Raw genomic sequence first — 20,771 nt, forward strand, 5'->3', positions numbered from 1 at the left:
TCGTGGTCGCCGCTCGTCCGGGCGCTGCCCGCGGCCTCGACCGCCCGGAGACACTGCCGGTCTGGTTCATGCGGCAGGCCGGACGGTCCCTGCCGGAGTACCGCGAACTGCGGGTCGGCACGGCCATGCTCGACGCCTGCCTCGACCCGGCGATGGCGCGCTCCGGAGATCACGCTACCGGCCGGTCCGTCGGCACGGGGTCGACGCCGGCATCTTCTTCAGCGACATCGTCGTGCCGATCAAGCTCGCGGGCGTCGACGTCGAGATCGTCCCCGGCCGCGGGCCGGTGCTCGGCTCCCCGATCCGCTCGGCGGCCAATGACGTGGACGCCCTCGCGACGCTCGACCCGGCCGCGCTCGCCCTGATCAGCGAGGCCGTCGCGCGCACCGTCGAGCAGCTCGGGGACACCCCGCTCATCGGCGTTCGCCGGGGCGCCGTTCACCCTCAAGCCGCGTACCTGGTCGAGGGCGGCCCCTCGAAGGCCACATCCGCGCGCCGCACCCTGATGCACGCCGACCTCGGAGACCTGGTCGCGCCTGCGCTGGCTGGGCTGCCGAGGTGATCCGGGCGTTCCTCCGGGCCCAGGTGCTGGCCGGTGCCTCGGCCGTGCAGCTCTTCGACTCGTGGGTGGGGGTGCTCTCTCCCGCGCCGACTACGTGCAGTCCGTCGCCCCGCACTCCGCCGCGGCCCTCGCACTCGTCGCCGACCTCGACGTCCCGCGCATCCACTTCGGCGTCGGCAGCGGCGAGGTGCTGTACTACATGACCACGTTCGGCACCGATACGGTCGGCGTCGACGCGGTGGGCGTGGACTGGCGCCTGCCGCTGGACGAGGCCGTCCGCCGCGTCGGCACCGCCGTCTACCGTGCAGGGCAACATCGACCCGGCGATGCTCGCCGCCCCGTGGGACGTGCTCGGTCCTACGTGCGCGACGTCGTCCGTGGGCGGAGCCGCCCGTGCCCACGTCGTGAACCTCGGCCACGGTGGTGCCGCCGGAGACCGACCCCGCGGTCCTCACCCGCATCGTCGAGCCTGCTGCACGGGCTCGGCGGAGCGGGTTGGACGGTGCGCCCGGGCCGCAGCGCGACCTCGACGTCGTCGTGGTCGGTGGCGGGGTCGCCGGACTCGTCGCCGCGCGGGACCTGGCGAAGGGCGGCGCCCACGTGGTGTCTCGGTCGAGGGCTCCGGCGTGCTCGGCGGGATGGTCCGCCGGCACATACGTGGCGGGGCTCGACCTCGACATGGCGGCCGACCTGTTCGCGACCCGCAACAACGCCGTGGGGCGCCTGGCGATCGAATCTCTGAGCTGGGCAACGACATCACCACCCCGGACCCGCGGGGCGCCTGGCTGATGGACCCTGACCGGCGGGGTCCACCTGATCCCGCAGACCGGCCTGCTCGGCATCCCCTGCAGCCCGATGGCGGCGGACGTGATCGCGGTCGTGAAGCAGCAGGCCGCGCCCGAGGCGCAGATGGACTCCTCGCTGCTGCCCTCGCTCGTCGGCGAAGGCGACCTCGGCCTCGGTGCGCTCGTCCGGAAGCGCATGGGGGACCGGGGTCCTCGACGACCTGGTCGTGCCGATCGTCGCGGGCGCGGTACTGACGACCGCGACCACCTCGACCCGGACCGAGGTGGCGCCGGGGCCTGCGCGCAGCCCTGCTCCGCGACGGTTCGCTGGCGCGGGCCGTGCTCGCCCTCAGTGCCCTGGCCACCCGCCGGGTCCGCCGTGCAGGGCATCCGCGGCGGCACCGTGCGGCTGGTGGACGAACTTCGTGGCCGACATGGAGACCCACGTGTCGACGTCCGGCTGCACACCCGGGCGACCGCGATCGAGGAGCACGTCGGTCGGTCGTCGGCGCCGACTGGCGAGCCCGAAGCCGCCTGCACGCCGACCACGTCCTCGCCCTCGACGCGCCCGACCCGGCCCGCGGCACCGCTGCCGCGCGTACGGGGATCGAGCCTCGTCACGCTCGTGGTCGACCAGCCTGAGCTGGACGCGCCGCACCGCGGGCACTGGGGATGCTTCGTGCACCCCGACGCCGAGGGCGTCGCCGCGAAGGCGATCACGCACGCGACCGTGAAGTGGCCGTGGCTGGCCGAGGCGGCCGCGGGCCGACACGTCGTCTGCGACTCAGCTACACGACGGTGGCGAGCGATCGGAAGCGGAGCCTGCCACGAGCCTCTCGGTCGACCCCACGGACGCCACCGGGACCTGCGCGCCACCCGCGACGCGTCCACCCTGCTCGGCGTCCCCGGTCGCACCGAGCGCCGTCGTGTTGAGCGCGGCCAGCGTCCGCTGGAACGGTCCGGACGCGACCGCCGCCGGCCTGGCCGAGGGGGTCGTCGGCATCGGCGAGGCCTCGTCGGGGCAGGGTCTGGCGGAGCATCGTGGCGGCCATCGCGCACGGCCGCTGGACGCATCCTGGATTCCCGGAGCGGACCGCACCGTGGTGGAGGGCTACTGTTGCAGGAACGCCGGACGTATTCCGTTCGGCGCATGACCACGCACACTGACCCAACGGAGGATTCGCACATGCGAGGCAAGCTCCTGTTCGTCGCCGGCGCAGCACTCGGGTACGTCCTGGGATCGCGAGCCGGACGGGCGCGGTACGAGCAGATCAAGACCGTCAGCGGCAAGATCTGGAACAGCAACGGCGTCCAGAAGGGCGTCCACGTCGCCGAGGAATTCGTCGCCGACAAGACCCCGGACGTCGCCGAGTTCGTCGGTGAGCAGACCAAGAAGGTCGTCCGCAAGGTCGGGCAGAAGAAGGACAACGCAACCTCATGACGGACACCCGCGACCGCAAGCCGCGTTCGCTGTTCGGCCTGGTCGGTGACGTCCCCAAGCTCGTCAAGGAGCTGGTCAGGGGGGAACTGAACCTGCTCAAGGCCGAGATGCTGACGAAGGCGAAGATCTTCGGCCTCGCCGCGGGTCTGCTCGTGGGCGCGCTCGTCATCGTCCTGTACGCCATCGGCGTCCTGCTCACCGCCGCCGTGATGGGCCTCGCGACCGTGATGCCCGCGTGGCTCGCCGCGATCCTCATCGCCGTGCTGATGCTCATCGTCGCCGGCATCCTCGGGTTGCTCGGCTGGAAGCGCCTGAAGAAGGGCTCCCGCTCACGCCGAAGCGCACGATCGACAGCGTCAAGAGCGACGTCAACGCGGTGAAGGGCCTCGGCAAGAAGCCGACCCCACCGACGCAGTACGGTTCGCGCAAGCCGGACGTCGGCGGCCGTTTCTAGCCGTCGACCGCCTCCCCGCGGCGCCCGAACCCCACCACCTCCGGAGGAACCACGTGACCGATCAGCACGACGACCTGGCCGACCGCGTCGCGGCGACCCGAGCCCAGCTGTTCGACACCCTCGACGCGATCGAGGACAAGCTCAACGTGCCGAAGCAGATCGGCATCGCGGCGTCGAAGGTCAAGCGTGGGATCGACGAGAAGCCGGTGCCGTACCTGGCCGGGCTCGCAGCGGGTGTGGCGGTGGTCGGGGGTATCGTCGTGACGGTGCTCCGACGGCGGTAGACCGCCCGATCGGTGGTCGCCGGTGAGGAGTGCGAGCTCCCTCGGCTGAGGGGGTCGAAGCCTTTCCCCTGGCAACCGATAGGACAATGGATTCCATGAGCTCCACCGCGTCGTCCTCACCCGCGTCGTCGTCGCCCGTCCACGAGACGGACCCGTCCTCGGGCATCGACCCGAACCTGCTGACCGCGTACGCCCTCTGGGCGGTGTTCCGCCGGCCGCTCGGGCCGATCCACCGCGTCGGCGACGACGCCGTGGCCGAGCTGGACGCGGTCCTGGCCGCCGCCGCCGACCGCGGCGTCACGATCCGCGGTTTCTACGACGTCTCCGGCTTCCGGGCCGACGCCGACGTCATGGTCTGGCTGCACGGGGACGACGCACAGGCGATCCAGGCAGTGCTCCGCGAGATCCGCCGGACCGGCCTCTTCCAGGACGCCGAACCCGTGTGGCACGCGATGGCGATGCACCGCGAGGCCGAGTTCAACAAGCGGCACACCCCCGCGTTCCTGCGCGGCAAGGACCCCGAGGCCTGGATCACGGTCTACCCGTTCGTCCGGTCCTACGAGTGGTACCTGCTGCCCGAGGAAGAGCGCTCGGCGATGCTCCGCGACCACGGCATCGCCGGCGCGAAGTACCGCCGTGTCCTGACCAACACGATCGCCACCTTCGCCCTGAGCGACTACGAGTGGATCCTGCCGCTCGAGAGCCCGGACCTGGTGGACCTCGTCGACCTGATGCGCGACCTGCGCTACACCGAGGCGCGCATGCACGTGCGCGAAGAAGTGCCGTTCTTCACCGGTCGTCGGGTGACGACCGCCGAACTCCCGGAGGTGCTGTCATGACCGATACCAGCATGATCACGAACGGCCAGGTCCTCGCGGCCACGCCCGCTGCCGCGTCCGGTCCGGAGCACGTCGAGGTCCCGACCGCGTACGACGCGATCCTGCTCGCCGGCTTCGGCGGACCCGAGGGCCAGGACGACGTCATCCCCTTCCTCCGGAACGTCACCCGCGGCCGTGGCATCCCGGACGAGCGCCTCGAAGAGGTCGCGCACCACTACCGCCACTTCGGCGGCGTCAGCCCGATCAACGCGCAGAACCGTGCGCTCAAGGCGGCGCTCGAGGGCGAACTCGCATCGCGCGGCATCGACCTGCCGGTGCTCTGGGGCAACCGGAACTGGGCGCCCTACCTCGAAGAGGCCTTCACCGAGGCGGCCGACAAGGGCTACAACAAGCTCATCGCGATCGCCACGAGCGCGTACTCGTCGTTCTCCAGCTGCCGGCAGTACCGCGAGGACTACGCCCGCGTGCTGACCGAGACCGGCCTGGTCGACACCATCCAGATCGACAAGGTCCGGCAGTTCTTCGACCACCCCGGGTTCGTCCGCCCGTTCGTCGACGGCGTCCGCGACGGCATCGCCCGCGCGATCGCCGAGAACGACGGCCTCGACGTCTCGACCGAGCTGCACATCCTCTTCTCGACGCACTCGATCCCGTCGACGGACGCCGCCAAGTCCGGGCCGGACTACCGCGGCTTCGACGAGCACGGCGCGTACGAGGCGCAGCACCTCGCCGTCGCCCAGGTCGTCCTCGACCAGGCGTGGGCCGAGCTGCTCGAGCAGCCGGAGCACGAGTCCCTCCGTGGCACGTCGACGCCCCCGTGGAAGCTCGTCTACCAGTCGCGGTCGGGGCCGCCCTCGCAGCCGTGGCTCGAGCCCGACATCAACGACTACATGAACGAGGAGCTCGCGGGCGGCCTCGACCCGCGCGGTGCTCATCGTCCCGCTCGGCTTCGTCAGCGACCACATGGAGGTCATGTGGGACCTCGACGAAGAAGCGACGGAGACCGCCGGTGAGCTCGGCTTCTGGTCGCTCCGCACGCAGACGCCGGGCGTCGACCCCGCGTACGTGTCCGGCCTGGTCGACCTCGTGCTCGAGCGCGTCAACGGCACGCCGACCGCGGAGCGCCCGGCGCTGACCGACATCGGCCCCTGGTACGACGTCTGCCGTCCGGGGTGCTGCGAGAACGTGCGCGCGGGGTTCAAGCCGGCCGCGGCCGGGCTGGCACCGTGACCGACGCCGGCGCGACCCCCGCTCCGATCCGGCTCGGCACCCGTGCCAGTCGGCTCGCGGTGGCACAGTCGCAGGACGTCGCGGACCGCCTGGCGAAGGCTGCCGGTCGACCGGTCGAGCTCGTCACCGTCACGAGCGAGGGCGACACGAACCGCGCGTCGCTGGCGAGCCTCGGCGGCACGGGGGTGTTCGCCAGTGCGCTCCGCGAAGCCCTGGTCGCCGGTGAGGTCGACGTCCTCGTGCACTCGCTGAAGGACCTGCCGACCGCGCCGTACCCGGGGCTCACGATCGCCGCGGTGCCGAAGCGCGCCGACGCCCGCGACGTCCTGGTCGCCCGGAACGCCGCCACGATCGAGACCCTCCCCGAGGGGGCGAAGGTCGGCACCGGATCGCCTCGTCGTGTCGCCCAGCTCAAGGCGAAGCGGCCCGACCTCGAGGTCGTGGACATCCGGGGCAACATCGACACCCGCCTCGGTCGCGTGGACGACGACCTCGACGCCGTCGTGCTCGCCGCCGCGGGTCTCGGGCGGATCGAGCGGCTCGACGCCGCGACCGAGATGCTCGACCTCGGCTTCTGGCCGAGTGCCCCCGGTCAGGGTGCGCTCGCGATCGAGACTCGAGCGGACGAGACGGACCGGAACCTGGTCGCGGCCCTGAAGAAGATCGAGCACGCGCCGACCCGGCTGACCGTGACCGCCGAGCGCGAGGTGCTCGCCAAGCTCGAGGCCGGCTGCTCGGCACCGATCGGTGCGACCGCCATCGTCGACGCCGAGATGCTGCTCGTCTCCGCCACGGTCTACCGGCCCGACGGCTCGGAGTACCCGCACGGCGTCGCACGCCGCCGTGCTCGACGGCTCGGCGCAGGACCGGCTCGACGAAGCGCTCGAGGTCGGCGGCCGTGTCGCCGCGGAGCTCCTCGAGAACGGCGCCGCGGACCTCGCCGACCTCGCGACGTCCGTCGCCGAGGACACCACGGACGGACCGCACACCGCCGGTCCGGGCCTCGCGACGCCCGCGGGGAGTAGGTCGCCACGGACGCCGTCGCCACCAGCGCGGACGAACGACCGGCTCCGGTCGTCCTCGTCCCGCGTGGTGGCGCGTGGGGCGAACGGGTCGTCGGCCGCGCGAGACCGTGGCCTCGCCCCCGTCGTCGTCCCGCTCATCGCGGACGCGGCACCGACGGACGCGTCAGCCCTCGACGCTGCGGTCCGTCGGCTGGTCGCCCAGGGCGGTGCCGGGAGGCGCGACTCGCCACCCGACACCGGTGACGGCACCGGGGTGGCCGGGTACGGGTGGTTGGTGGTGACCAGTGCGACGGCCGTGCGGGTCCTGGCGGAACGCGGTGGCGCGCCTCCCGTCCGACCTGCGGGTGGCGGCGGTCGGTGAGCCGACCGCCCGCGCCGTGCGTGCTGCGGGCTGGGGCGTCGACCTCGTGCCCGACGACGCGTCCGCGGCGGCGCTCGCCTCGGCGCTGCCGGACACCACCCGGACCGTCCTGTTCCCGCGTTCCGAGATCGCCGCACCGACGCTCGCGCGGGGCCTCGTCGCCCGGGGGATCGACGTCGACGACGTCGTCGCGTACCGTACCGTGGGGACCGGCGACGAGCCGATCAGCCTCGACCCCCGCCCGATGCCGTGCTCGTGACGAGCGGCAGCGTCGCTCGTCAGGTGGCGCGCCGCATGGCCCGCTCGACCCCCGGACCGTCGTGGCCTGCATCGGCCCCGGGACCGCCGACGACGCCCGTGCCGCCGGACTGCCCGTCCACGTGGTCGCCGGCGCGCGATCCGCTGAGCCCTGCTCGACGCCGTCGTCGAGACCCTCGCACCATCCGGCCCCCGAACAGGAAGGCGCCACTCGCTGACCGGCCGCTTCCCCCAGGTCCGCCCCCGTCGACTCCGTGCCACCCCCGCGATGCGACGACTTCGTCGATGAAGACCCGGCTGCACCCGGCCGAGCTCGTGCTGCCGATGTTCATCCGCGAGGGCGCGACCGACGCCGTGGACATCTCGAGCATGCCGGGTGTGCAGTACTCGCTCGACTCGTTCCGCCGCGCGCTGGTGTCGGCTGCCAGGAGGTCGGGGTCGGCGGTGCTGAACCTGTCCGGCAACCGACCACGAAGGACCCCGAGGGCTCCGGAGCCACCGACCTCGGACGGCATCCTCAACGTGGCGATCCGCGTCGCTCGGCAGGAGGTGGGGGATGCCCTCGTCGTGCAGCGTCCGACCTGTGCCTCGACGAGTTCACCGACCACTTCGGCACTGCGGTGTCCTCGCCGCCGGACGGCTCCATCGACAACGACGCCACCCTGCTGCGCTACCGCGACATGGCGGTCGCGCAGGCCGAGGCCGGCGCCGAGCTCATCTGCATGAGCGGGATGATGGACGGCCAGATCGCCGCCGCACGTGACCGCGCTCGACGGCGCCGGGCACAGCGGGATCGCGCTGCTCGCCTACGCCGCCGGGTACGCCTCGGCGTTCTACGGTCCCTTCCGCGAGGCGGTGTCGTCGCTGCTCGTCGGCGACCGCCGCACGTACCAGATCGACGCCGCGAACGGTCGACAAGGGGCTGGGCGAGGTCGCGCTCGACGTCGACGAGGGCGCCGACATCGTGATGGTGAAGCCCGCGATGAGCTACCTCGACGTGCTCGCCGAGACCCGCGGCGACCTCGCCCGTGCCGGTCTGGGCGTACCAGATCTCCGGCGAGTACGCGATGATCACCGCGGCAGCGCAGAACGGGTGGACGATCGCGACGCCGCCGCGATGGAGTCGCTCGTCGGCATCAAGCGCGCCGGCGTCAGACGCCATCCTGACCTACTTCGCCGTCGACATCGCCCGGAAGCTCAACGAGGAAGCGGGACTCCGCACCTCCGGCAGCACGGCGGGCGTCGCCGGCATCCCTCGACCGGGAAGGCCTCCCGACCGACTGACCGCGACCACCACAACGACCAGCTGTTCGGCCGGGCGAAGAAGAGCATCCCCGGCGGCGTCAACTCGCCGGTCCGGGCCTACGGCTCCGTCGGTGGCACGCCGCGCTTCCTGGACCCACGGCGAAGGGTGCCTACGTCACCGACGCGCGAGGGCCGCGAGTACGTCGACCTGGTCGCGTCCTGGAAACGCGCGATCCTCGGCCACGCGCACCCCGCCACGGTTGAGGCCGTGCAGCAGGCAACGGCCGCGCGCGGCCTCTTCGTTCGAGGCGTCGACCCCCGGCGAGACCGAGCTGGCCGAACTCGTGAAGCAGCGGGTGTCGGTCGACGGGGACGGGCCGGATCGAGGAAGATCCGCATGGTCTCCACCGGTACCGAGGCTGGCCATCGATGACGGCGATCCGTCTCGCCCGTGGGTTCACCGCTGGCCGCGACCTGCTCGACGAAGTTCGCCGGGTACTACCACGGCCACTCCGACTCCCTGCTCGCCGAGGCCGGCTCGGGCGTCGCCACGCTGGCGCTCCCCGGCAGTGCCGGCATCACCGCCGAGACCGCCGCGCAAGACCCTCGTGCTGCCGTACAACGACCTCGACGCCGTCCGCCGCGCGTTCGACGAGCATGCTCGAGCGCATCGCCGCCGTCATCGTCGAGGCCGCCGCGGCGAACATGGGCGTCCTCGCCCCCGAGCGCGGGTTCAACCGGACCCTCGCGCAGATCACCCAGTCGCACGGCCGCACTGCTCATCGTCGACGAGGTCCTGACCGGGTTCCGTGTCGGACCGGCCGGCTGGTGGGGGCTCAGGCGTCCGCTGTCGTCCCCGACGGCGCCGGCAGGAAGCCCGACCTGGTCACGTTCGGCAAGGTCATCGGCGGCGGCATGGCCTCGCCGCGCGTCGGCGGCCGCCGCGAGGTGATGGACTTCCTCGCCCCGCTCGGCCCCGTGTACCAGGCCGGCACGCTGTCCGGGAACCCGCTCGCGGTCGCCGCGGGCATCGCGACGCTCCGGGCCGCGACCGCCGACGCGCTGTACGCCCACCTCGACCGGACCGCCGCGACGATCGCCGCCGCGACGAGCGAGGCGCTGTCCGGCCGAGGGCGTCGCCCACACCGTGCAGCACGCCGGCAACCTGTTCTCCTTCGCGTTCACCGACATCACCGCGCCGCGCGACTACGACGACGCCCGGGGCGCAGCAGGCGTTCCGGGTACGCGCCGTTCTTCCACGCGATGCTCGACGCCGGGGTGACCCTGCCGCCGAGTGTGTTTTGAGGCGTGGTTCGTCGACGGCGGCACGACGGAAGCGCGCTTGTCGGGCGGGTGCTCGACGCGCTGCCGGCTGCCGGGCAGGCTGCGGCCTCCGCGACGGAGTAGCCCGCGTCGGACCCGAGCCGGTCGGCTCCGGCCAGCCCCCGTCCTGACGCTCGACGGGGCCGGCCGCGTCGGACGGGGGTCGGACGCGTCGGACCGGGGCCGTTCCGCTCAGGAGCAGTCCGGACTTCGTGAACGTGACGTCGAGCGTCTTCGACGAGTCGTCGAACGCGTAGGTGTACCGCATGTCCACACCGTCGTCGAGCAGCCGCTTCGTCTCCTTCGTCGAGCACAGCGTGGGGCCGACGGCGTCGCGGACGTGCAGCCGTGGTGATCGACCGCGCCGGGTCGACGTTCGACGACACCGTGTAGTCGTAGTGGATCGCGGGGTGCCCTCGGCCTCGATGCCCGTCCCGTGGTCACGGAGTCGACCTGCTTCGGCAGGTCGCTCTCGTCGCGGATCTGCTCGACGGCCTTCGAGACCTTGTCCTCCGTCGAGCCGCCGAACGCCGCGGTGATCGCCTGGCGGACGAAGAACGCGACGACCAGGGCGACGACGATGCTGAGGATGCTGATGAGGACCCGCTTCACGCGCGACTGCTTCGGCGGCAGGGCGTGCCGGCATGCCGGCGGGGGCCGACTGGGCGTAACGGCTGCTGACCGAGGTGCGGGCTGTGCCGTACGGCTGCTGGCCGGGCGCGGGCTGTGCGTACGGCTGCTGGCCGGCGGCGGCCTGGTCGTACGAGAGGCTGTCCCGGGTGGGCCCGCCCGGCTGCCCCGGCGCCGGCCCGGTCGGCTGCTGCCCGCCCGGCTGCTGGTCGGGCCCCTGGCCCGGGTACGGCGGCGGTGTGTTCGTCATCGGTGGTTCCCCCTCGTTGCGGTCCGCGGCGGGGGCACCGGTGTGCGGTGCCGGAGCCCTCCCCGACAACAGCCGCGGACACCTGGCGCGCCATTCAACCAGGTTCGCATGGGGTCACGGCGCCTCAGGACGGTGGCCAGGCTCCGACGGGACCGCCGTGCCGTACTCCCGCGACAACGTGCGGTACGACCGGCTCGCGAACGCCAGCGCCGCCGCGACGAATATGACGATCCCGGCGAAGAAGAACACCACCGCGATGCCTCGCGCCTCGCCGGTGCCGTAGTAGGGGCTCCACGCCGCGCCCCGGAGTCGGACCGGAGCGGTCGGGATGATCCAGAACTCGGCGAGCGGGGCGATCAGGAACGCGGTGATCAGGCCGACCGCCGACTCAACGCCTGCGCGAAGCCAGAACGCGCGGCCCTGGCGTTCCAACTGGCACGACCTCCTCGATGACGGTCTGCTCCGCTGCCTCCGACCGCGGGGATGAGCACGAGGTACAGGAAGATGCCGACGGCGTACAGCCACCACCACTGCTCGCGGACGGTGAACAGACTGCCGAGGGCACCCATCACCATGACGAGGAACAGCATCGTCCGGATCGGGTTCCGCCCGAGGTCCGAAGCCCTCGCGATGAGCAGGCCGCCACGATGAACCCCATCGACGCGACCCCGAACACGATGCCCCACACCTCGACCGAGAAGAGCGGTCAGGGCCAGGTACGGGTCCATCGGGGCGATGTAGACGCCGCCGATGAGGTTGTTAACGACGAGAACACGATCAGCGCGAACAGGGCGGGGACTGCCCGGACGGTGCGCAGGTTGCCGGCGAGGTCGAACACCCGCACCCGACCGGGCTCGCGGGCAGGTTCGGCCCCTCGGGTATGCGGATCGTCAGCAGGTGCACAAAGGCGGCGACGGTCAGCACGAGGGCGAGTGAGTAGCGTGCCGCCCATGCCGAGCAGACCGATCGCGAGCCCGGAGAACACGCTCGTGACGATGAACGCGACGCCCTGCACGGTGCCGACCAGGCCGTTCGCGTTCGCGTGCCGTTCGACCGGAACCAGGAGCGTCACCGTGGTCGACAGGGCGATGTTGGCAGGTTCTCGACCACGGAGCCGGCGAGCACCACGGCGGCGAACACCCAGAACCAGGGGCGACCGAGGTCGGCGACGTCGTCCTGCCCGGGCATACAGGTAGACGACCGCGGCGACGGAGAACGCGACGAGGGTGATCACGCCGGAGAGCACCATCGCACGGTGCTTGCGGTGCCGGTCCAACGATCAGATCCGAACAAGATGCCGAAGAACGCGACGAACAGCATGTACGTGCCGCCGATGATGCCGGTCGCCAGCACGAGGACCGCGTCTCGAGGTAGGCCCAGAACGTCAGACCGAACCAGAAGGAAGCTCGTGTGGCTTGTTCGCCACTGCCGTGTTCCACGAGGACCTGGTGGAAGGCGCGGAGCCGACGCGCGTCGGTCGGTCCGGCTTCGGTGGTCTCCGCTTCGGTCACGCGGCGAGGATAAACCCGCCTGAGGGCCCGTACAGAAGTCGTGCCTTCTGCAACCTGTGGAGAACGGCCGAGACCGGGATGTGCGCGCCTGGAGGCGCGGGTCGGCCCAGGACGCGCGGCGTGCGGCCAGGCGCTCTCCGCGCGCAGGATGGCGAGCGGGAAGTCGAACGCGTGGGGGAGACGGCCGACGACGTGATGACCTCGTCCGAGGTGCCCTGCGCGACGGCCGCGCCCTCGCGGAGGAGTATCGCGTGCGACGTGGAAGCGGGGAGGTCCTCGAGGTGGTGTCATCACCACACTGCCGAGCTCGGGTGCCGGTGCCGGAGTGCGCGTCGACCGTCTCGAGCCAGGTGCTCCCGTGCGGCGACGTCGAGCCCGGTCGCCGGCTCGTCGAGCAACAGCAGCTGCGGCTCGGACATGAGCGCCCGGGCGATGAGCGCGCGGCCCCGCTCGCCCTGCGACAGGACCGGCCAGCGGGCGTCGCGCCGGAGGCTCAGCCCGACGTCGGCGATGCCGTTCCGCGCTCGCGACCTGCGCGGCCGTGGGCTCCCACCGCATCATGAGGTCGGTGGTGCCCGTCAGCCCGGTGAGGACCGTCTCGAGCACGGTGAGGAGCGATGACGTAAAGTGCCGGGGATCGACGTGTCCGATATTGTGCGTGCGGAGCTTCCTGCACGTCGACACGCTCGAGTCGTCGGCCGAGGACCTCGACCTCGCCGGCGGTGGGGTGCCCGTTCGCGCCGAGGATCGCGAGCAGCGTCGACTTGCCGGCGCCGTTCGGGCCGAGCAGCGCCCAGTGCTCCCCGCGCCGCACCGTCAGGTCGATGTCGTGCAGGAGGCTCTCGGCCGGACCGGGTCACTCCGGACGCGGTGGCGCTCGATCAGGACCGTGTTCCTGACTCCATGCTCTCGTACCGGGCGGTGACGTCGGCGATGTGCGCGTCGAAGTGGGCTACCGCGAGGGCGTGGCACGCCTCCGAGGCGATGTCGGGCTCGCCGTTGCGCACGGCCTCCTCGATCAGCTGCAGGAAGTCCTCGATCTCCCCACTGCCGGAACGGGGGCGGCTCGAGGGAGGATGTAGGCCAGCCGGGAGATGACGACCGTGGTGGTAGGTGGCGCATCGCCCGGTTCGGGCTGTGCGCCGCGAAGAAGGGTTGAGCCTCGAGCAGCGTGCTCGTGTAGGCGTAGTCCTTCGTGCGGGCCTGACGGCGGATGCGGAGGGTGATCGCCGCCGAGCTGCTCCCGATCGTCGTCCGTCAGGCGGGCGACGCTCGTCCGCGCGCACATCTCCCTGCAGCCCGAGCAGGAGCGCGAGCGTCTCGGACCAGTCGGTCAGCGTCGGCGTCGTCACGGAGACGCTGCCGTCGAGACCGTCCCCGGGCCGGACAGGAGCCCCGATGACCTCGGAGTCGATCGGAGCATCGGGAGCAGGCGCGGCACCGGGATCCGGAACCGGGCGGACAGCCCCCGGGCGGTGTACTGTTGTCCGGGTTCCGAGTGAGCCGTCCCGGAGGGAGCCGAGCAGTTCGAACCACGGGTCGTCCGGTTGCCAGTCGGACCAGTGCTTGTCCGACGAACTGGCCCCGGTCGGGCTCTGTAGTGCCTGCGGCTCCAGCCCCCACGTCGTCGTGAGTGTTCGAGGTGGTGTGCCCACAGCCGGGCGAAGATGGGCTGCGCGTTCGGCACTGCTTCGGTCGCGCAAGCGGAGGGCCTGGAGCGACGAGGCGACCCACGACTCGATGGCCAGAGTCACCTGCCACGGTGCCGCGATGGCCAGCCCGTACCGCACCTGGGCCAGGGCCTGGCGGAGGAGGTGCGCGACCAGCAGGTCCGGCGTGCGTTCCGCCTGGAGAACTCGGATCGTCGCGAACACCGCGGGGTCGGCCTCGTCCCCGCGCTCGGACGCAGCGCGGCGAGGGCGCGCGCGCGACGACGTCTTCGTAGTGCTGCAGGTCGTCGTCGGACGCCACCGGGGCGTACTGCATGGCGACCTCGACCAGGCCGACGAGCATCCAGCTCCCCCTCGGCCCAGGTGACGGGGTCGAGGTGGGTGAAGCGGACCGTCGCCCCCGTCGGAGCGAGTGGCGAGCCCCATCTCGCGGAGCCGACGGAGCACACCGTTGAGCGCGGCCGGGCCCACGTGGTACCGCTCGCAGAGGGCGAGCACGTCGTGGCCGTCCGTGTCCTCGGCGAGGGTGCCGTCCCGCACGCTGCCGAGGACGTCGGCGAAGGTCTCGTCGAGCAGAGGGCGTGTGCCGCCGTTCGACTGCTCGTCCGCCACGGTCAGCTCCGGGCCGGTTGCGGACGGCCTCGATGTGCTGCTCAAGTTCCGGGTGAGTGCCCGGCCGGCCTGGCCGCGGTCTTCGCCGTCGCGTTCCTCGAGCTGCCTCGCGGAGGATCGAGAAGAACGCCTCCGACTCGTACTGCTCGAACGCGGGCGTCGGGTTGAGCGTGAACCGCACGCGCTCGAGCGCTCCCTCGGCGGCGACCTGCACGAGCGAGGTTGCCGGAGTGGGCGATGGCGAACTCGAAGATCTCGGTCACGGCTCCGCTGAACCCGTGGTCGCGCACCCGGCGCAGCCCGTCGGCTCGGTCGAGGAGCTTCTCGAGCGCGGTGACGTCGGCGTCGCTGTACTGGGACGCCCCAGCGCAGGCTGAGCTCGAAGAACCCGGTCATGGCACGGGTGGCGATGACCCAGTCGTCGAGGGTCGGGGTGGCGACGCGGGTGTACCGGTTCGCCTCCATCTCGACGGCGAGGCCGATGTCGACGAGCTTCGCGATCGCCTCGCGGATGGGGGTAAGTGACTGACGCCGAGCCACTCGACGAGCTCGTCGTCGTTGAGCCGTTCGCCGTGCTGCAGCAAGCCGTCGCGGGCCTCGGCGAGTGATCTTGTCGTAGACGACGTCGCGCAGCAGCTTGCGGGGGGAGTTCTCGACGGTGGACTTCGGACCGGCATGCAGTACGCCTCACAAGTCGGACGTGCGGAATGCCGACCCCTAACTGTGTCAATATGCAAGCGTTTGTGGAATAACAGTACATCAGTGTTTCACGTGCGGAGGTGTCGACGATGGTCCGGCCGTGCACGCGTCCGGCGACGATCTCCGGACCGAGCGTGATCGCTTCCTCGAGTCCGACCGTGCGCGTCACCCCGGCGAGCAGGGACGGGTCGAGTTCGTCGGCGAGCAGCTCCCACGCTCGACGACGGACATCGAGCGGCGCGTCCACCGAGTTGATCCCGAGCAGGGAGACGCCGCGCAGGATAACGGGAGCACCGTCGTGGGGATGCCTGCCGTCCTGCGCCAGGCCCGCACGCCGTCACGGCACCCCCCCACCGTCGCAGCGAGGACGTTCGCCAGGGTTGCACCGCCGACGCTGTCCACCGCTCCGCCCACGTCGCCTTCTGCATCGGCTTCCCGCGCTCGGCGAAGGCTCCGCGGTCCACGACCTCGGCCGCTCCGAGCACCCGGAGGGACTCGGCGTTGGCGGTCCGACCGGTCGACGCGGTCACCTGGTGGCCGCGGCCGGCGAGGAGGGGGATCGCGTACCGAGCCGACCCCGCCCGGAGGACCCGGTCACCAGAACGGGTCCGTCGCCCGGCTCGACGAAGCGCGAGAGCGCCAGCACGCTCAACGCCGCGGTGAAGCCCGCGGTGCCGATCGCGGCCGCGAAGTCCTCGGGCACCGATTCGGGCAGCACGACGAGCAGGGCGGACGGCACCACCGCGTGGGCGGCCCACCCACCGTGCCGGGTCTCACCCAGTCCGGCGCCGTTGAGCGTCACCCAGTCGCCGATGCGGACGTCGTGCACACGGGCGGGGCCCGAGCGCGGCCACGGTCCCGACGACGTCGATGCCGGGCACCAGCGGGTCGACACGGGCGACGCCGGGGTCGCCCGCCAGGGCGAGACCGTCCTTGTAGTTGACGCTCGAGTAGGCGACGTCGACGAGCGCCCTCGCCCTCCCCGGGATCGGGGACGTCGATCTCGGTGACGGCGGGGGCGGTGGAACTGGAGACGAGGACTGCGCGGGTCACGCGGTCCGGACGCTACCCGCGCCTCCAGGCTGCCGTCGGTTCTTTCCCCAGAACGGTCGCGATGGTCGGTGGAACCGGGCGTACTCGGCGTGAAGTTCCGGATCCAGCTACGCCCGTTTCGACCGAGTACGCCCGATTCGACCCGGCCCACGACCCGACTCCGACCCCGACCCCGACCACGCCCCGCTCTCCGCCTACCTCGAACATGATGGCGGCCTTCGTCGTGCCTGCGCCTGCGGCACCGTCTTCAGCCTCGCCGAGCGCGTCCGCGCAACGTACTGACGCGGCTCGATGTCCGTCCCCTTCAGCGCGACCATCCGTCCCCACCGCTCCTCGACCACGGCGTCGATGGCCGCCAGGCCGAGCCGCGTCGACACGCGGTCGTACGCGGTCGGCGTGCCACCGCGCTGGATGTGGCCGAGGGTGGTGGCACGCGTCTCGATGCCCGTCATCTCCTCGATGAACAGCGCGAGGCGCTCGCCGATGCCGCCGAGCCAGGGGTCGGCCGAAGGCGTCGAGTCCGCGCTCGGTGTGCGCGTTGTCCTCGTTCGGGACGAAGCCCTCCGCGACGACGACCAGCGGCGCACGTCCGCGGTCGTAGGCGGCCCGCACCGCGGCGATCTGCTCCATGCTCGTCTTCTGCTCGGGGATGAGGATCGCGTGCACGCCCGCGGCCATGCCGGAGTGCAGGGCGATCCAGCCGACGTGCCGGCCCATCACCTCGGCGACCATGCAGCAGGTGCGACTCACCGTGGTGCAGGAGGCGGTCCATCGCCTCGGTCGCGATCGCGACGGCGGTGTCGAAGCCGAACGTGTAGTCGGTCGCGCCGAGGTCGTTGTCGATGATCTTCAGGACGCCGACGATCTGCAGGCCGCGTCGGTCAGGCGCTTCGCCGCGGCCAGGGTGCCCTCGCCGCCGATCGCGACGGTGATGGCGTCGATGCCATGCCGCTCCAGCGATCGCCGGAGATGTTCTCGACGCCGCCGTTCGGGTCCCTCGAACGGGTTCGTGCAGCTCGTCGAGGATCGTGCCGCCCTGCTTCGCGATGCCCTGGATGTCCTTGCGGCCGAGGGGGACGATGTCGCCGTCGACGACGCCGCGCCAGCCGTCGCGGAACCCGACGAAGTCGTGGCCGTAGATCGCGATGCCCTTCAGCACGATCACGCGGATGACCGCGTTTCAGGCCAGGGCAGTCGCCTCGGAGGTGAGGATGCCGATGCGCATGGGAACTCCGTCGTCGGGTAGTGGTGTGACAGCCCCCATCATGACTGACGGTGGTTGCGCATTACCATCCCGGTGTGTCCCTGCTCGCTTCCGCCTCGTCCCCGACGCCGCCCGCCGGCGATGCGGGTGCGTCCGGCGAGGCGACCCGCGTCGACACGGTCTGCGGCCTGGAGGCGCGAGGTCCGTCGACCCTGCGGCCCCTGCAGCGCGGCTCCGGCGACCCGGCCTTCGCGGTGGTCGGCTCCGTCTGGCTCGCGCTCCGGACGCCGCGCCGGCCCCCGCTTCCGTGGCGATCCGGCCGAGCGGCGACACGATCGAGGTGTCGGCATGGGAGCGGGGCGTCCTGGGCTGTCCAGCACGCCGCCGACCTGCTCGGCCGTGGCGACGACTGGTCCGACCTCGACGTGTCCGGCCACGCGTTCTGGCGGCAGCCCGGCACCGGCTTCGGCCTGCGGCTGCTGCGGACGAACACCGTGTTCGCGATGCTCGTGCCGGCGATCATGGAGCAGAAGGTCACCTCGCGGCAGGCCTGGCGTGCGTGGCGGTACCTGCTGCGTCGCCACGACACACCGGCGCCCGGCCCGGCACCGCGGGGATGACGGTCGCCACGTCCGAGGAGTGGGGCGGATCCGAGCTGGGAGTGGCACCGCGCTGTGGCGTCAGTCGGCCGGTCGGCGACGGTGATGCGGGCGGTCCGCGTCGCCCCGGCGCTCGAGCGCACGCTGTCGCTCGGCCGCGGTGGAGCCGTCGTGTCCGCGCGCCTGCAGTCGGTGCCGGGCATCGGGTGGACGGCTGCCGAGACCGCGCAGCGCTCCCACGGCGACCCGGACTCCCCGAGCGTCGGCGACTACCACGTGCCGGCCCTCGTCGGGTGGGCGCTCACGGGCGGCCCGGTCGACGACGACGGGATGCTCGAACTGCTCGAACCGTGGCGGGGACACCGGGGGCGCATCGTGCGGCTCATCGGCGGCTCGGGGTTCCGGAAGCCGTCGTTCGGGCCGCGGATGACGTCCAGGACCACCGCCACCACTAGGCGGGGTCGCGCGGCAGGTCAGCGGCGGCGGGTCAGGGTGGCGCGTCCCGGTGCCGGCGAGGACGGCGCGGTAGCCCTCGCGGAACGTCGGGTGCAACCGGTCCCCAGCCGGTGGACCGCAGCAGCGCGTTCGACAGCCGCTTGTCGCCACCGGCCTGGCGCCCGCCGCCCTCGCCCCGCGCCGGTTCGGGCATCCCGAGCTCGTCGGCCCAGGAACCGGAGCACGTCGTCGAGCCGGGCGGGTTCGTCGTCGGTACCGGGTACGTGGAGGGCGGGGTCCCGACGCCCGCGAGGTGCACGAGGGCCGCGGCCACTCGTCGCGGTGGATCCGGTTCGTGTGCGGTGAGGGGCCCGGCGCGAGTCGGGCGGCGCCGGACCGCACCTGGTCGACGAGCCGTTCGCGACCGGGGCCGTGGATGCCGGAGAGCCGGACGAGCACCGCGTCGGGAGCACGTGCACGCAGCAGCGCCTCGGCCTCGACCAGCACCTGAGCGGTCAGGGTCCCACCGCGGACCAGGGTCTCCTCGGTCACCGTGCTGCCGTCGACGTCGTACACCGCCGTGGAGGACACGACGAGCAGGCGCAGGGAGGCGGCCGAGGCGTCGTGCCGTCCAGCACGTTGCGGAGCCCGTCGACGTAGGTGGCGCGGTACTCGTCGACGTCGCGGCTACCGGCGGCGAACGCCACGACCACCACGGCGGTGTCCGGAGCGACCTCGGGGACCTCGCGCCGCAGGTCGACGCTCCGCCCGACGATGGGTGCCGGGATGCGGTCGGCGTTCCGACGGAGCCCGGTGACGGCGTACCCCTCCGCGGCGAAGCGGAGGCGGTCTCGGTGCCGAGGTCGCCGCACCCGGCGATGAGGACGGACTGCTGGTGCTGCATCCCACGAGCCTGGCACGTGGTCGTCCCCCGCTTCGATAACAGAACGATAACGACGCAGAACTGCTCCAAACCCTTTGCCGAGTGCCAGTCACCTGCATCAACCGGGAAACACCCGGGCCTTTCCAACCGCACGTTGCTGGTTCTCCACCCTCGCACGGGGTGTGTTCGGCGTGTCCACAGGGGAAATCGCGCCGAGCGCGGCCCAGCAAAGGAATGAACCTCATGCGCAAGTCACTCAAGACCTCGATCACCCTCGCCACGACCGGCGCGCTCGTCCTCGGCGGCGCAGCGTTCGGTGTCTCGGCCGCGCAGGCCGACGACACCGTGTCCTCCAGCTCTCCGAAGATCCCCGGCCCGGTGGCCTCGGTCCCGAGGTCGACAGCAACACCGCCGTGGCGCTCGACAAGAGCTACCGGCGCGCTCACCGCGCTGAAGCTGACCCCGGGTGTCTCGGGCAACGCCAAGCTCGCCGACGGTTCGGTCACCGTTCCCGATCACCTCGGGTTCGGTGACGTACACTGGTCGCCGGACGGCAACTACCGCCCGTACGTGCAGGGCCTGCTGAACCACGACGACTCGGGGCTGACCCTCTCCGCCGGTGACACCACGGTGACGCTGGAGAACTTCGTCGTGAACCCGGGCTTCGTCCAAGCTCTACGGTGACGTCCTGGTCAACGGCAAGGTCGCCGTCGCGAACGTACCTGTTCTCCCTGCACGGTGGCACCCTCAAGCCGCTGCAACTCGAGGGCGACAACGCGATCCTGACCGGCACCACGGTCCACGTCTCCGCCGACGCCGCGAAGCTGCTCAACAGCACCTTCAAGACCGACGCCGTCAAGGCCAACCTCCTCGTGGGCGTCGCGACCATCACCGCACAGATCAAGTAACACCCATCCGACGACACGGCGCCGCCCCGCGGGGTGGCGCCATTCGTCGTGTCCGGAGCCTGGGTTTCGCCGGTGTATCGCCGGCGGTACGAGGACCGAGCACCGTCCCGCTGGTGGCCTCATGACACGCACACGATCGCTCCACCGCACCCGCACCCACCCGCTGCTCGCTCCTCGGAGCGGCGGTCGTCGCCGTCACGTTGCCGCTCGCACTGGCGTCCTGCTCGTCGGACACCACGACCGGCAGCACCGCCGGCCAGCGAGCGCACCACGAGGTTGAGGCCGACCAGGGTGCCTGCATGCGCGATGCCAGGTTCGACGTGCAGGACCCCAGCGACGACGAGGTCCGCTCTGGTGCGCTGCGGGCTCCGAGCGGCACGGACGAGCAGGGCTTCGTCGAGGCCGGCGGTGCGTGCAGCAAGGGGCTCGGCATCAGCGGCACGAGCGAGGCTGACAAGCAGAAGTGGGAGCGGCAGAACGTGCAGGTCGCGAGCTGCATCCGCGACCACG

At 71.8% G+C, this 20,771-nt stretch carries 26 protein-coding genes and 9 pseudogenes; 19 read left to right on the forward strand and 16 right to left on the reverse strand.

What is annotated here, in order from left to right; all coding sequences use genetic code 11:
* Positions 1-232 precede the first annotated feature (232 nt).
* The 16 genes and pseudogenes from ACZ8AI_RS16370 (at position 233) to ACZ8AI_RS16445 (ending at position 9,789) form a co-directional block, all read left to right on the forward strand.
* Positions 233-562 carry a uroporphyrinogen decarboxylase family protein gene (locus ACZ8AI_RS16370; protein ID WP_464859036.1) on the forward strand — a complete coding sequence of 110 codons (330 nt, stop codon included), beginning with the start codon at positions 233-235 and terminating at the stop codon, positions 560-562.
* 94 nt (positions 563-656) lie between these two features.
* Positions 657-800, forward strand: a pseudogene (locus ACZ8AI_RS16375) (uroporphyrinogen decarboxylase); the annotation flags it as partial.
* 185 nt (positions 801-985) lie between these two features.
* Positions 986-1,351 carry an FAD-dependent oxidoreductase gene (locus tag ACZ8AI_RS16380; protein WP_464859037.1) on the forward strand — a complete coding sequence of 122 codons (366 nt, stop codon included), beginning with the start codon at positions 986-988 and terminating at the stop codon, positions 1,349-1,351.
* Between the two features lie 335 nt (positions 1,352-1,686).
* Positions 1,687-1,989, forward strand: a complete 303-nt coding sequence (locus ACZ8AI_RS16385) for a hypothetical protein (protein WP_464859038.1) — start codon at positions 1,687-1,689, stop codon at positions 1,987-1,989.
* A 544-nt stretch (positions 1,990-2,533) separates the two neighbouring features.
* Positions 2,534-2,788 carry a hypothetical protein gene (locus ACZ8AI_RS16390; protein ID WP_071291575.1) on the forward strand — a complete coding sequence of 85 codons (255 nt, stop codon included), beginning with the start codon at positions 2,534-2,536 and terminating at the stop codon, positions 2,786-2,788.
* Positions 2,785-3,168 carry a phage holin family protein gene (locus ACZ8AI_RS16395; protein ID WP_464859039.1) on the forward strand — a complete coding sequence of 128 codons (384 nt, stop codon included), beginning with the start codon at positions 2,785-2,787 and terminating at the stop codon, positions 3,166-3,168. Before ACZ8AI_RS16390 ends, ACZ8AI_RS16395 begins: the two co-directional genes overlap by 4 nt.
* 127 nt (positions 3,169-3,295) lie before the next feature.
* The gene (locus ACZ8AI_RS16400; protein WP_071291573.1) at positions 3,296-3,526 is read left to right on the forward strand and encodes a DUF3618 domain-containing protein; all 231 of its coding nucleotides are present in this window, start codon (positions 3,296-3,298) and stop codon (positions 3,524-3,526) included.
* A gap of 95 nt (positions 3,527-3,621) precedes the next feature.
* Positions 3,622-4,365, forward strand: a complete 744-nt coding sequence (gene hemQ, locus ACZ8AI_RS16405) for a hydrogen peroxide-dependent heme synthase (RefSeq protein WP_464859040.1) — start codon at positions 3,622-3,624, stop codon at positions 4,363-4,365.
* Positions 4,362-5,595, forward strand: a pseudogene (locus tag ACZ8AI_RS16410) (ferrochelatase). Before hemQ ends, ACZ8AI_RS16410 begins: the two are co-directional and overlap by 4 nt.
* Positions 5,592-6,543 (forward strand): annotated as a pseudogene (hemC, locus tag ACZ8AI_RS16415) (hydroxymethylbilane synthase); the annotation flags it as partial. The pseudogenes ACZ8AI_RS16410 and hemC, both read left to right, overlap by 4 nt.
* Positions 6,544-6,937: 394 nt before the next feature.
* Positions 6,938-7,240 carry a uroporphyrinogen-III synthase gene (locus ACZ8AI_RS16420; protein WP_464859041.1) on the forward strand — a complete coding sequence of 101 codons (303 nt, stop codon included), beginning with the start codon at positions 6,938-6,940 and terminating at the stop codon, positions 7,238-7,240.
* Between the two features lie 323 nt (positions 7,241-7,563).
* Positions 7,564-7,749, forward strand: a pseudogene (locus tag ACZ8AI_RS16425) (hypothetical protein); the annotation flags it as partial.
* Positions 7,750-7,859: 110 nt separating this feature from the next.
* Positions 7,860-7,940, forward strand: a pseudogene (locus tag ACZ8AI_RS16430) (hypothetical protein); the annotation flags it as partial.
* Positions 7,941-7,998: 58 nt separating this feature from the next.
* Positions 7,999-8,076, forward strand: a pseudogene (locus tag ACZ8AI_RS16435) (hypothetical protein); the annotation flags it as partial.
* Positions 8,077-8,306: 230 nt separating this feature from the next.
* Positions 8,307-8,372: pseudogene (locus ACZ8AI_RS16440) on the forward strand (hypothetical protein); the annotation flags it as partial.
* A gap of 541 nt (positions 8,373-8,913) precedes the next feature.
* Entirely contained in the window at positions 8,914-9,789 is an 876-nt protein-coding gene (locus ACZ8AI_RS16445) for an aminotransferase class III-fold pyridoxal phosphate-dependent enzyme (RefSeq protein ID WP_464859042.1), read from the forward strand.
* Between the two features lie 210 nt (positions 9,790-9,999).
* Here ACZ8AI_RS16445 and ACZ8AI_RS16450 read toward each other — a convergent pair whose 3' ends face one another.
* From ACZ8AI_RS16450 to ACZ8AI_RS16510, 13 genes and pseudogenes are all read right to left on the reverse strand, one after another.
* Complete coding sequence (locus ACZ8AI_RS16450; RefSeq protein WP_464859043.1) at positions 10,000-10,419, reverse strand: hypothetical protein; 420 nt, start codon at positions 10,417-10,419, stop codon at positions 10,000-10,002.
* A gap of 382 nt (positions 10,420-10,801) precedes the next feature.
* Positions 10,802-11,119 carry a hypothetical protein gene (locus tag ACZ8AI_RS16455; protein ID WP_464859044.1) on the reverse strand — a complete coding sequence of 106 codons (318 nt, stop codon included), beginning with the start codon at positions 11,117-11,119 and terminating at the stop codon, positions 10,802-10,804.
* Entirely contained in the window at positions 11,059-11,415 is a 357-nt protein-coding gene (locus ACZ8AI_RS16460; RefSeq protein WP_464859045.1) for a hypothetical protein, read from the reverse strand. Before ACZ8AI_RS16460 ends, ACZ8AI_RS16455 begins: the two co-directional genes overlap by 61 nt.
* Positions 11,394-11,936: a hypothetical protein gene (locus ACZ8AI_RS16465; RefSeq protein ID WP_464859046.1), complete on the reverse strand. Its 543-nt coding sequence runs from the start codon at positions 11,934-11,936 to the stop codon at positions 11,394-11,396. Before ACZ8AI_RS16465 ends, ACZ8AI_RS16460 begins: the two co-directional genes overlap by 22 nt.
* The gene (locus ACZ8AI_RS16470; RefSeq protein ID WP_464859047.1) at positions 11,918-12,040 is read right to left on the reverse strand and encodes a hypothetical protein; all 123 of its coding nucleotides are present in this window, start codon (positions 12,038-12,040) and stop codon (positions 11,918-11,920) included. The genes ACZ8AI_RS16465 and ACZ8AI_RS16470 overlap by 19 nt, the downstream gene beginning before the upstream one ends.
* A 448-nt stretch (positions 12,041-12,488) precedes the next feature.
* Complete coding sequence (locus ACZ8AI_RS16475; protein ID WP_464859048.1) at positions 12,489-12,617, reverse strand: hypothetical protein; 129 nt, start codon at positions 12,615-12,617, stop codon at positions 12,489-12,491.
* A gap of 21 nt (positions 12,618-12,638) precedes the next feature.
* A pseudogene (locus tag ACZ8AI_RS16480) lies at positions 12,639-12,710 on the reverse strand (hypothetical protein); the annotation flags it as partial.
* Complete coding sequence (locus ACZ8AI_RS16485) at positions 12,692-13,012, reverse strand: ATP-binding cassette domain-containing protein (protein ID WP_464859049.1); 321 nt, start codon at positions 13,010-13,012, stop codon at positions 12,692-12,694. The gene ACZ8AI_RS16485 and the pseudogene ACZ8AI_RS16480, both read right to left, overlap by 19 nt.
* 67 nt (positions 13,013-13,079) lie before the next feature.
* The gene (locus ACZ8AI_RS16490) at positions 13,080-15,020 is read right to left on the reverse strand and encodes a hypothetical protein (RefSeq protein ID WP_464859050.1); all 1,941 of its coding nucleotides are present in this window, start codon (positions 15,018-15,020) and stop codon (positions 13,080-13,082) included.
* A 685-nt stretch (positions 15,021-15,705) separates the two neighbouring features.
* Positions 15,706-15,981, reverse strand: a complete 276-nt coding sequence (locus ACZ8AI_RS16495; RefSeq protein WP_464859051.1) for a hypothetical protein — start codon at positions 15,979-15,981, stop codon at positions 15,706-15,708.
* Positions 15,953-16,168, reverse strand: coding sequence for an alcohol dehydrogenase catalytic domain-containing protein (locus tag ACZ8AI_RS16500; RefSeq protein ID WP_464859240.1), 216 nt, complete (start codon positions 16,166-16,168; stop codon positions 15,953-15,955). The genes ACZ8AI_RS16495 and ACZ8AI_RS16500 overlap by 29 nt, the downstream gene beginning before the upstream one ends.
* Positions 16,169-16,426: 258 nt before the next feature.
* On the reverse strand, positions 16,427-16,684 hold the full coding sequence (locus ACZ8AI_RS16505; protein WP_464859241.1) for a 6-phosphofructokinase: 258 nt from the start codon (positions 16,682-16,684) through the stop codon (positions 16,427-16,429).
* A gap of 151 nt (positions 16,685-16,835) precedes the next feature.
* Positions 16,836-17,397, reverse strand: a pseudogene (locus ACZ8AI_RS16510) (6-phosphofructokinase); the annotation flags it as partial.
* Positions 17,398-17,531: 134 nt separating this feature from the next.
* Here ACZ8AI_RS16510 and ACZ8AI_RS16515 point away from each other — a divergent pair.
* Positions 17,532-18,056 carry a hypothetical protein gene (locus ACZ8AI_RS16515; protein WP_464859052.1) on the forward strand — a complete coding sequence of 175 codons (525 nt, stop codon included), beginning with the start codon at positions 17,532-17,534 and terminating at the stop codon, positions 18,054-18,056.
* A 60-nt stretch (positions 18,057-18,116) separates the two neighbouring features.
* On the opposite strand, the gene ACZ8AI_RS16520 is transcribed toward ACZ8AI_RS16515, so the two are convergent.
* Positions 18,117-19,061, reverse strand: a complete 945-nt coding sequence (locus ACZ8AI_RS16520) for a hypothetical protein (protein ID WP_464859053.1) — start codon at positions 19,059-19,061, stop codon at positions 18,117-18,119.
* A complete protein-coding gene (locus ACZ8AI_RS16525) occupies positions 19,019-19,390 on the reverse strand; it encodes a hypothetical protein (RefSeq protein WP_464859054.1) in 372 nt (123 codons plus the stop codon). The genes ACZ8AI_RS16520 and ACZ8AI_RS16525 overlap by 43 nt, the downstream gene beginning before the upstream one ends.
* Before the next feature lie 206 nt (positions 19,391-19,596).
* Here ACZ8AI_RS16525 and ACZ8AI_RS16530 point away from each other — a divergent pair, with 206 nt between their 5' ends.
* Both ACZ8AI_RS16530 and ACZ8AI_RS16535 read left to right on the forward strand, forming a co-directional pair.
* Positions 19,597-20,037 carry a hypothetical protein gene (locus ACZ8AI_RS16530; protein WP_464859055.1) on the forward strand — a complete coding sequence of 147 codons (441 nt, stop codon included), beginning with the start codon at positions 19,597-19,599 and terminating at the stop codon, positions 20,035-20,037.
* Positions 20,034-20,261: a hypothetical protein gene (locus ACZ8AI_RS16535; protein WP_464859056.1), complete on the forward strand. Its 228-nt coding sequence runs from the start codon at positions 20,034-20,036 to the stop codon at positions 20,259-20,261. Before ACZ8AI_RS16530 ends, ACZ8AI_RS16535 begins: the two co-directional genes overlap by 4 nt.
* Positions 20,262-20,380: 119 nt before the next feature.
* Here the strand turns inward: ACZ8AI_RS16535 and ACZ8AI_RS16540 are convergent, their stop codons facing one another.
* On the reverse strand, positions 20,381-20,770 hold the full coding sequence (locus ACZ8AI_RS16540; protein ID WP_464859057.1) for a hypothetical protein: 390 nt from the start codon (positions 20,768-20,770) through the stop codon (positions 20,381-20,383).
* Between the last annotated feature and the right edge of the window lies 1 nt (position 20,771).

This window comes from Curtobacterium sp. AC273 (assembly GCF_979253735.1).

Coding starts and splice junctions, on each gene's coding strand:
- ACZ8AI_RS16390 (WP_071291575.1), top strand. CDS start 2,534: ATGCGAGGCAAGCTCCTGTTCGTCGCCGGCGCAGCACTCGGGTACGTC.
- ACZ8AI_RS16395 (WP_464859039.1), top strand. CDS start 2,785: ATGACGGACACCCGCGACCGCAAGCCGCGTTCGCTGTTCGGCCTGGTC.
- hemQ (WP_464859040.1), top strand. CDS start 3,622: ATGAGCTCCACCGCGTCGTCCTCACCCGCGTCGTCGTCGCCCGTCCAC.
- ACZ8AI_RS16445 (WP_464859042.1), top strand. CDS start 8,914: ATGACGGCGATCCGTCTCGCCCGTGGGTTCACCGCTGGCCGCGACCTG.
- ACZ8AI_RS16460 (WP_464859045.1), bottom strand. CDS start 11,415: ATGGACCCGTACCTGGCCCTGACCGCTCTTCTCGGTCGAGGTGTGGGG.
- ACZ8AI_RS16465 (WP_464859046.1), bottom strand. CDS start 11,936: ATGGTGCTCTCCGGCGTGATCACCCTCGTCGCGTTCTCCGTCGCCGCG.
- ACZ8AI_RS16475 (WP_464859048.1), bottom strand. CDS start 12,617: ATGTCCGAGCCGCAGCTGCTGTTGCTCGACGAGCCGGCGACCGGGCTC.
- ACZ8AI_RS16505 (WP_464859241.1), bottom strand. CDS start 16,684: ATGACGGGCATCGAGACGCGTGCCACCACCCTCGGCCACATCCAGCGC.
- ACZ8AI_RS16530 (WP_464859055.1), top strand. CDS start 19,597: ATGCGCAAGTCACTCAAGACCTCGATCACCCTCGCCACGACCGGCGCG.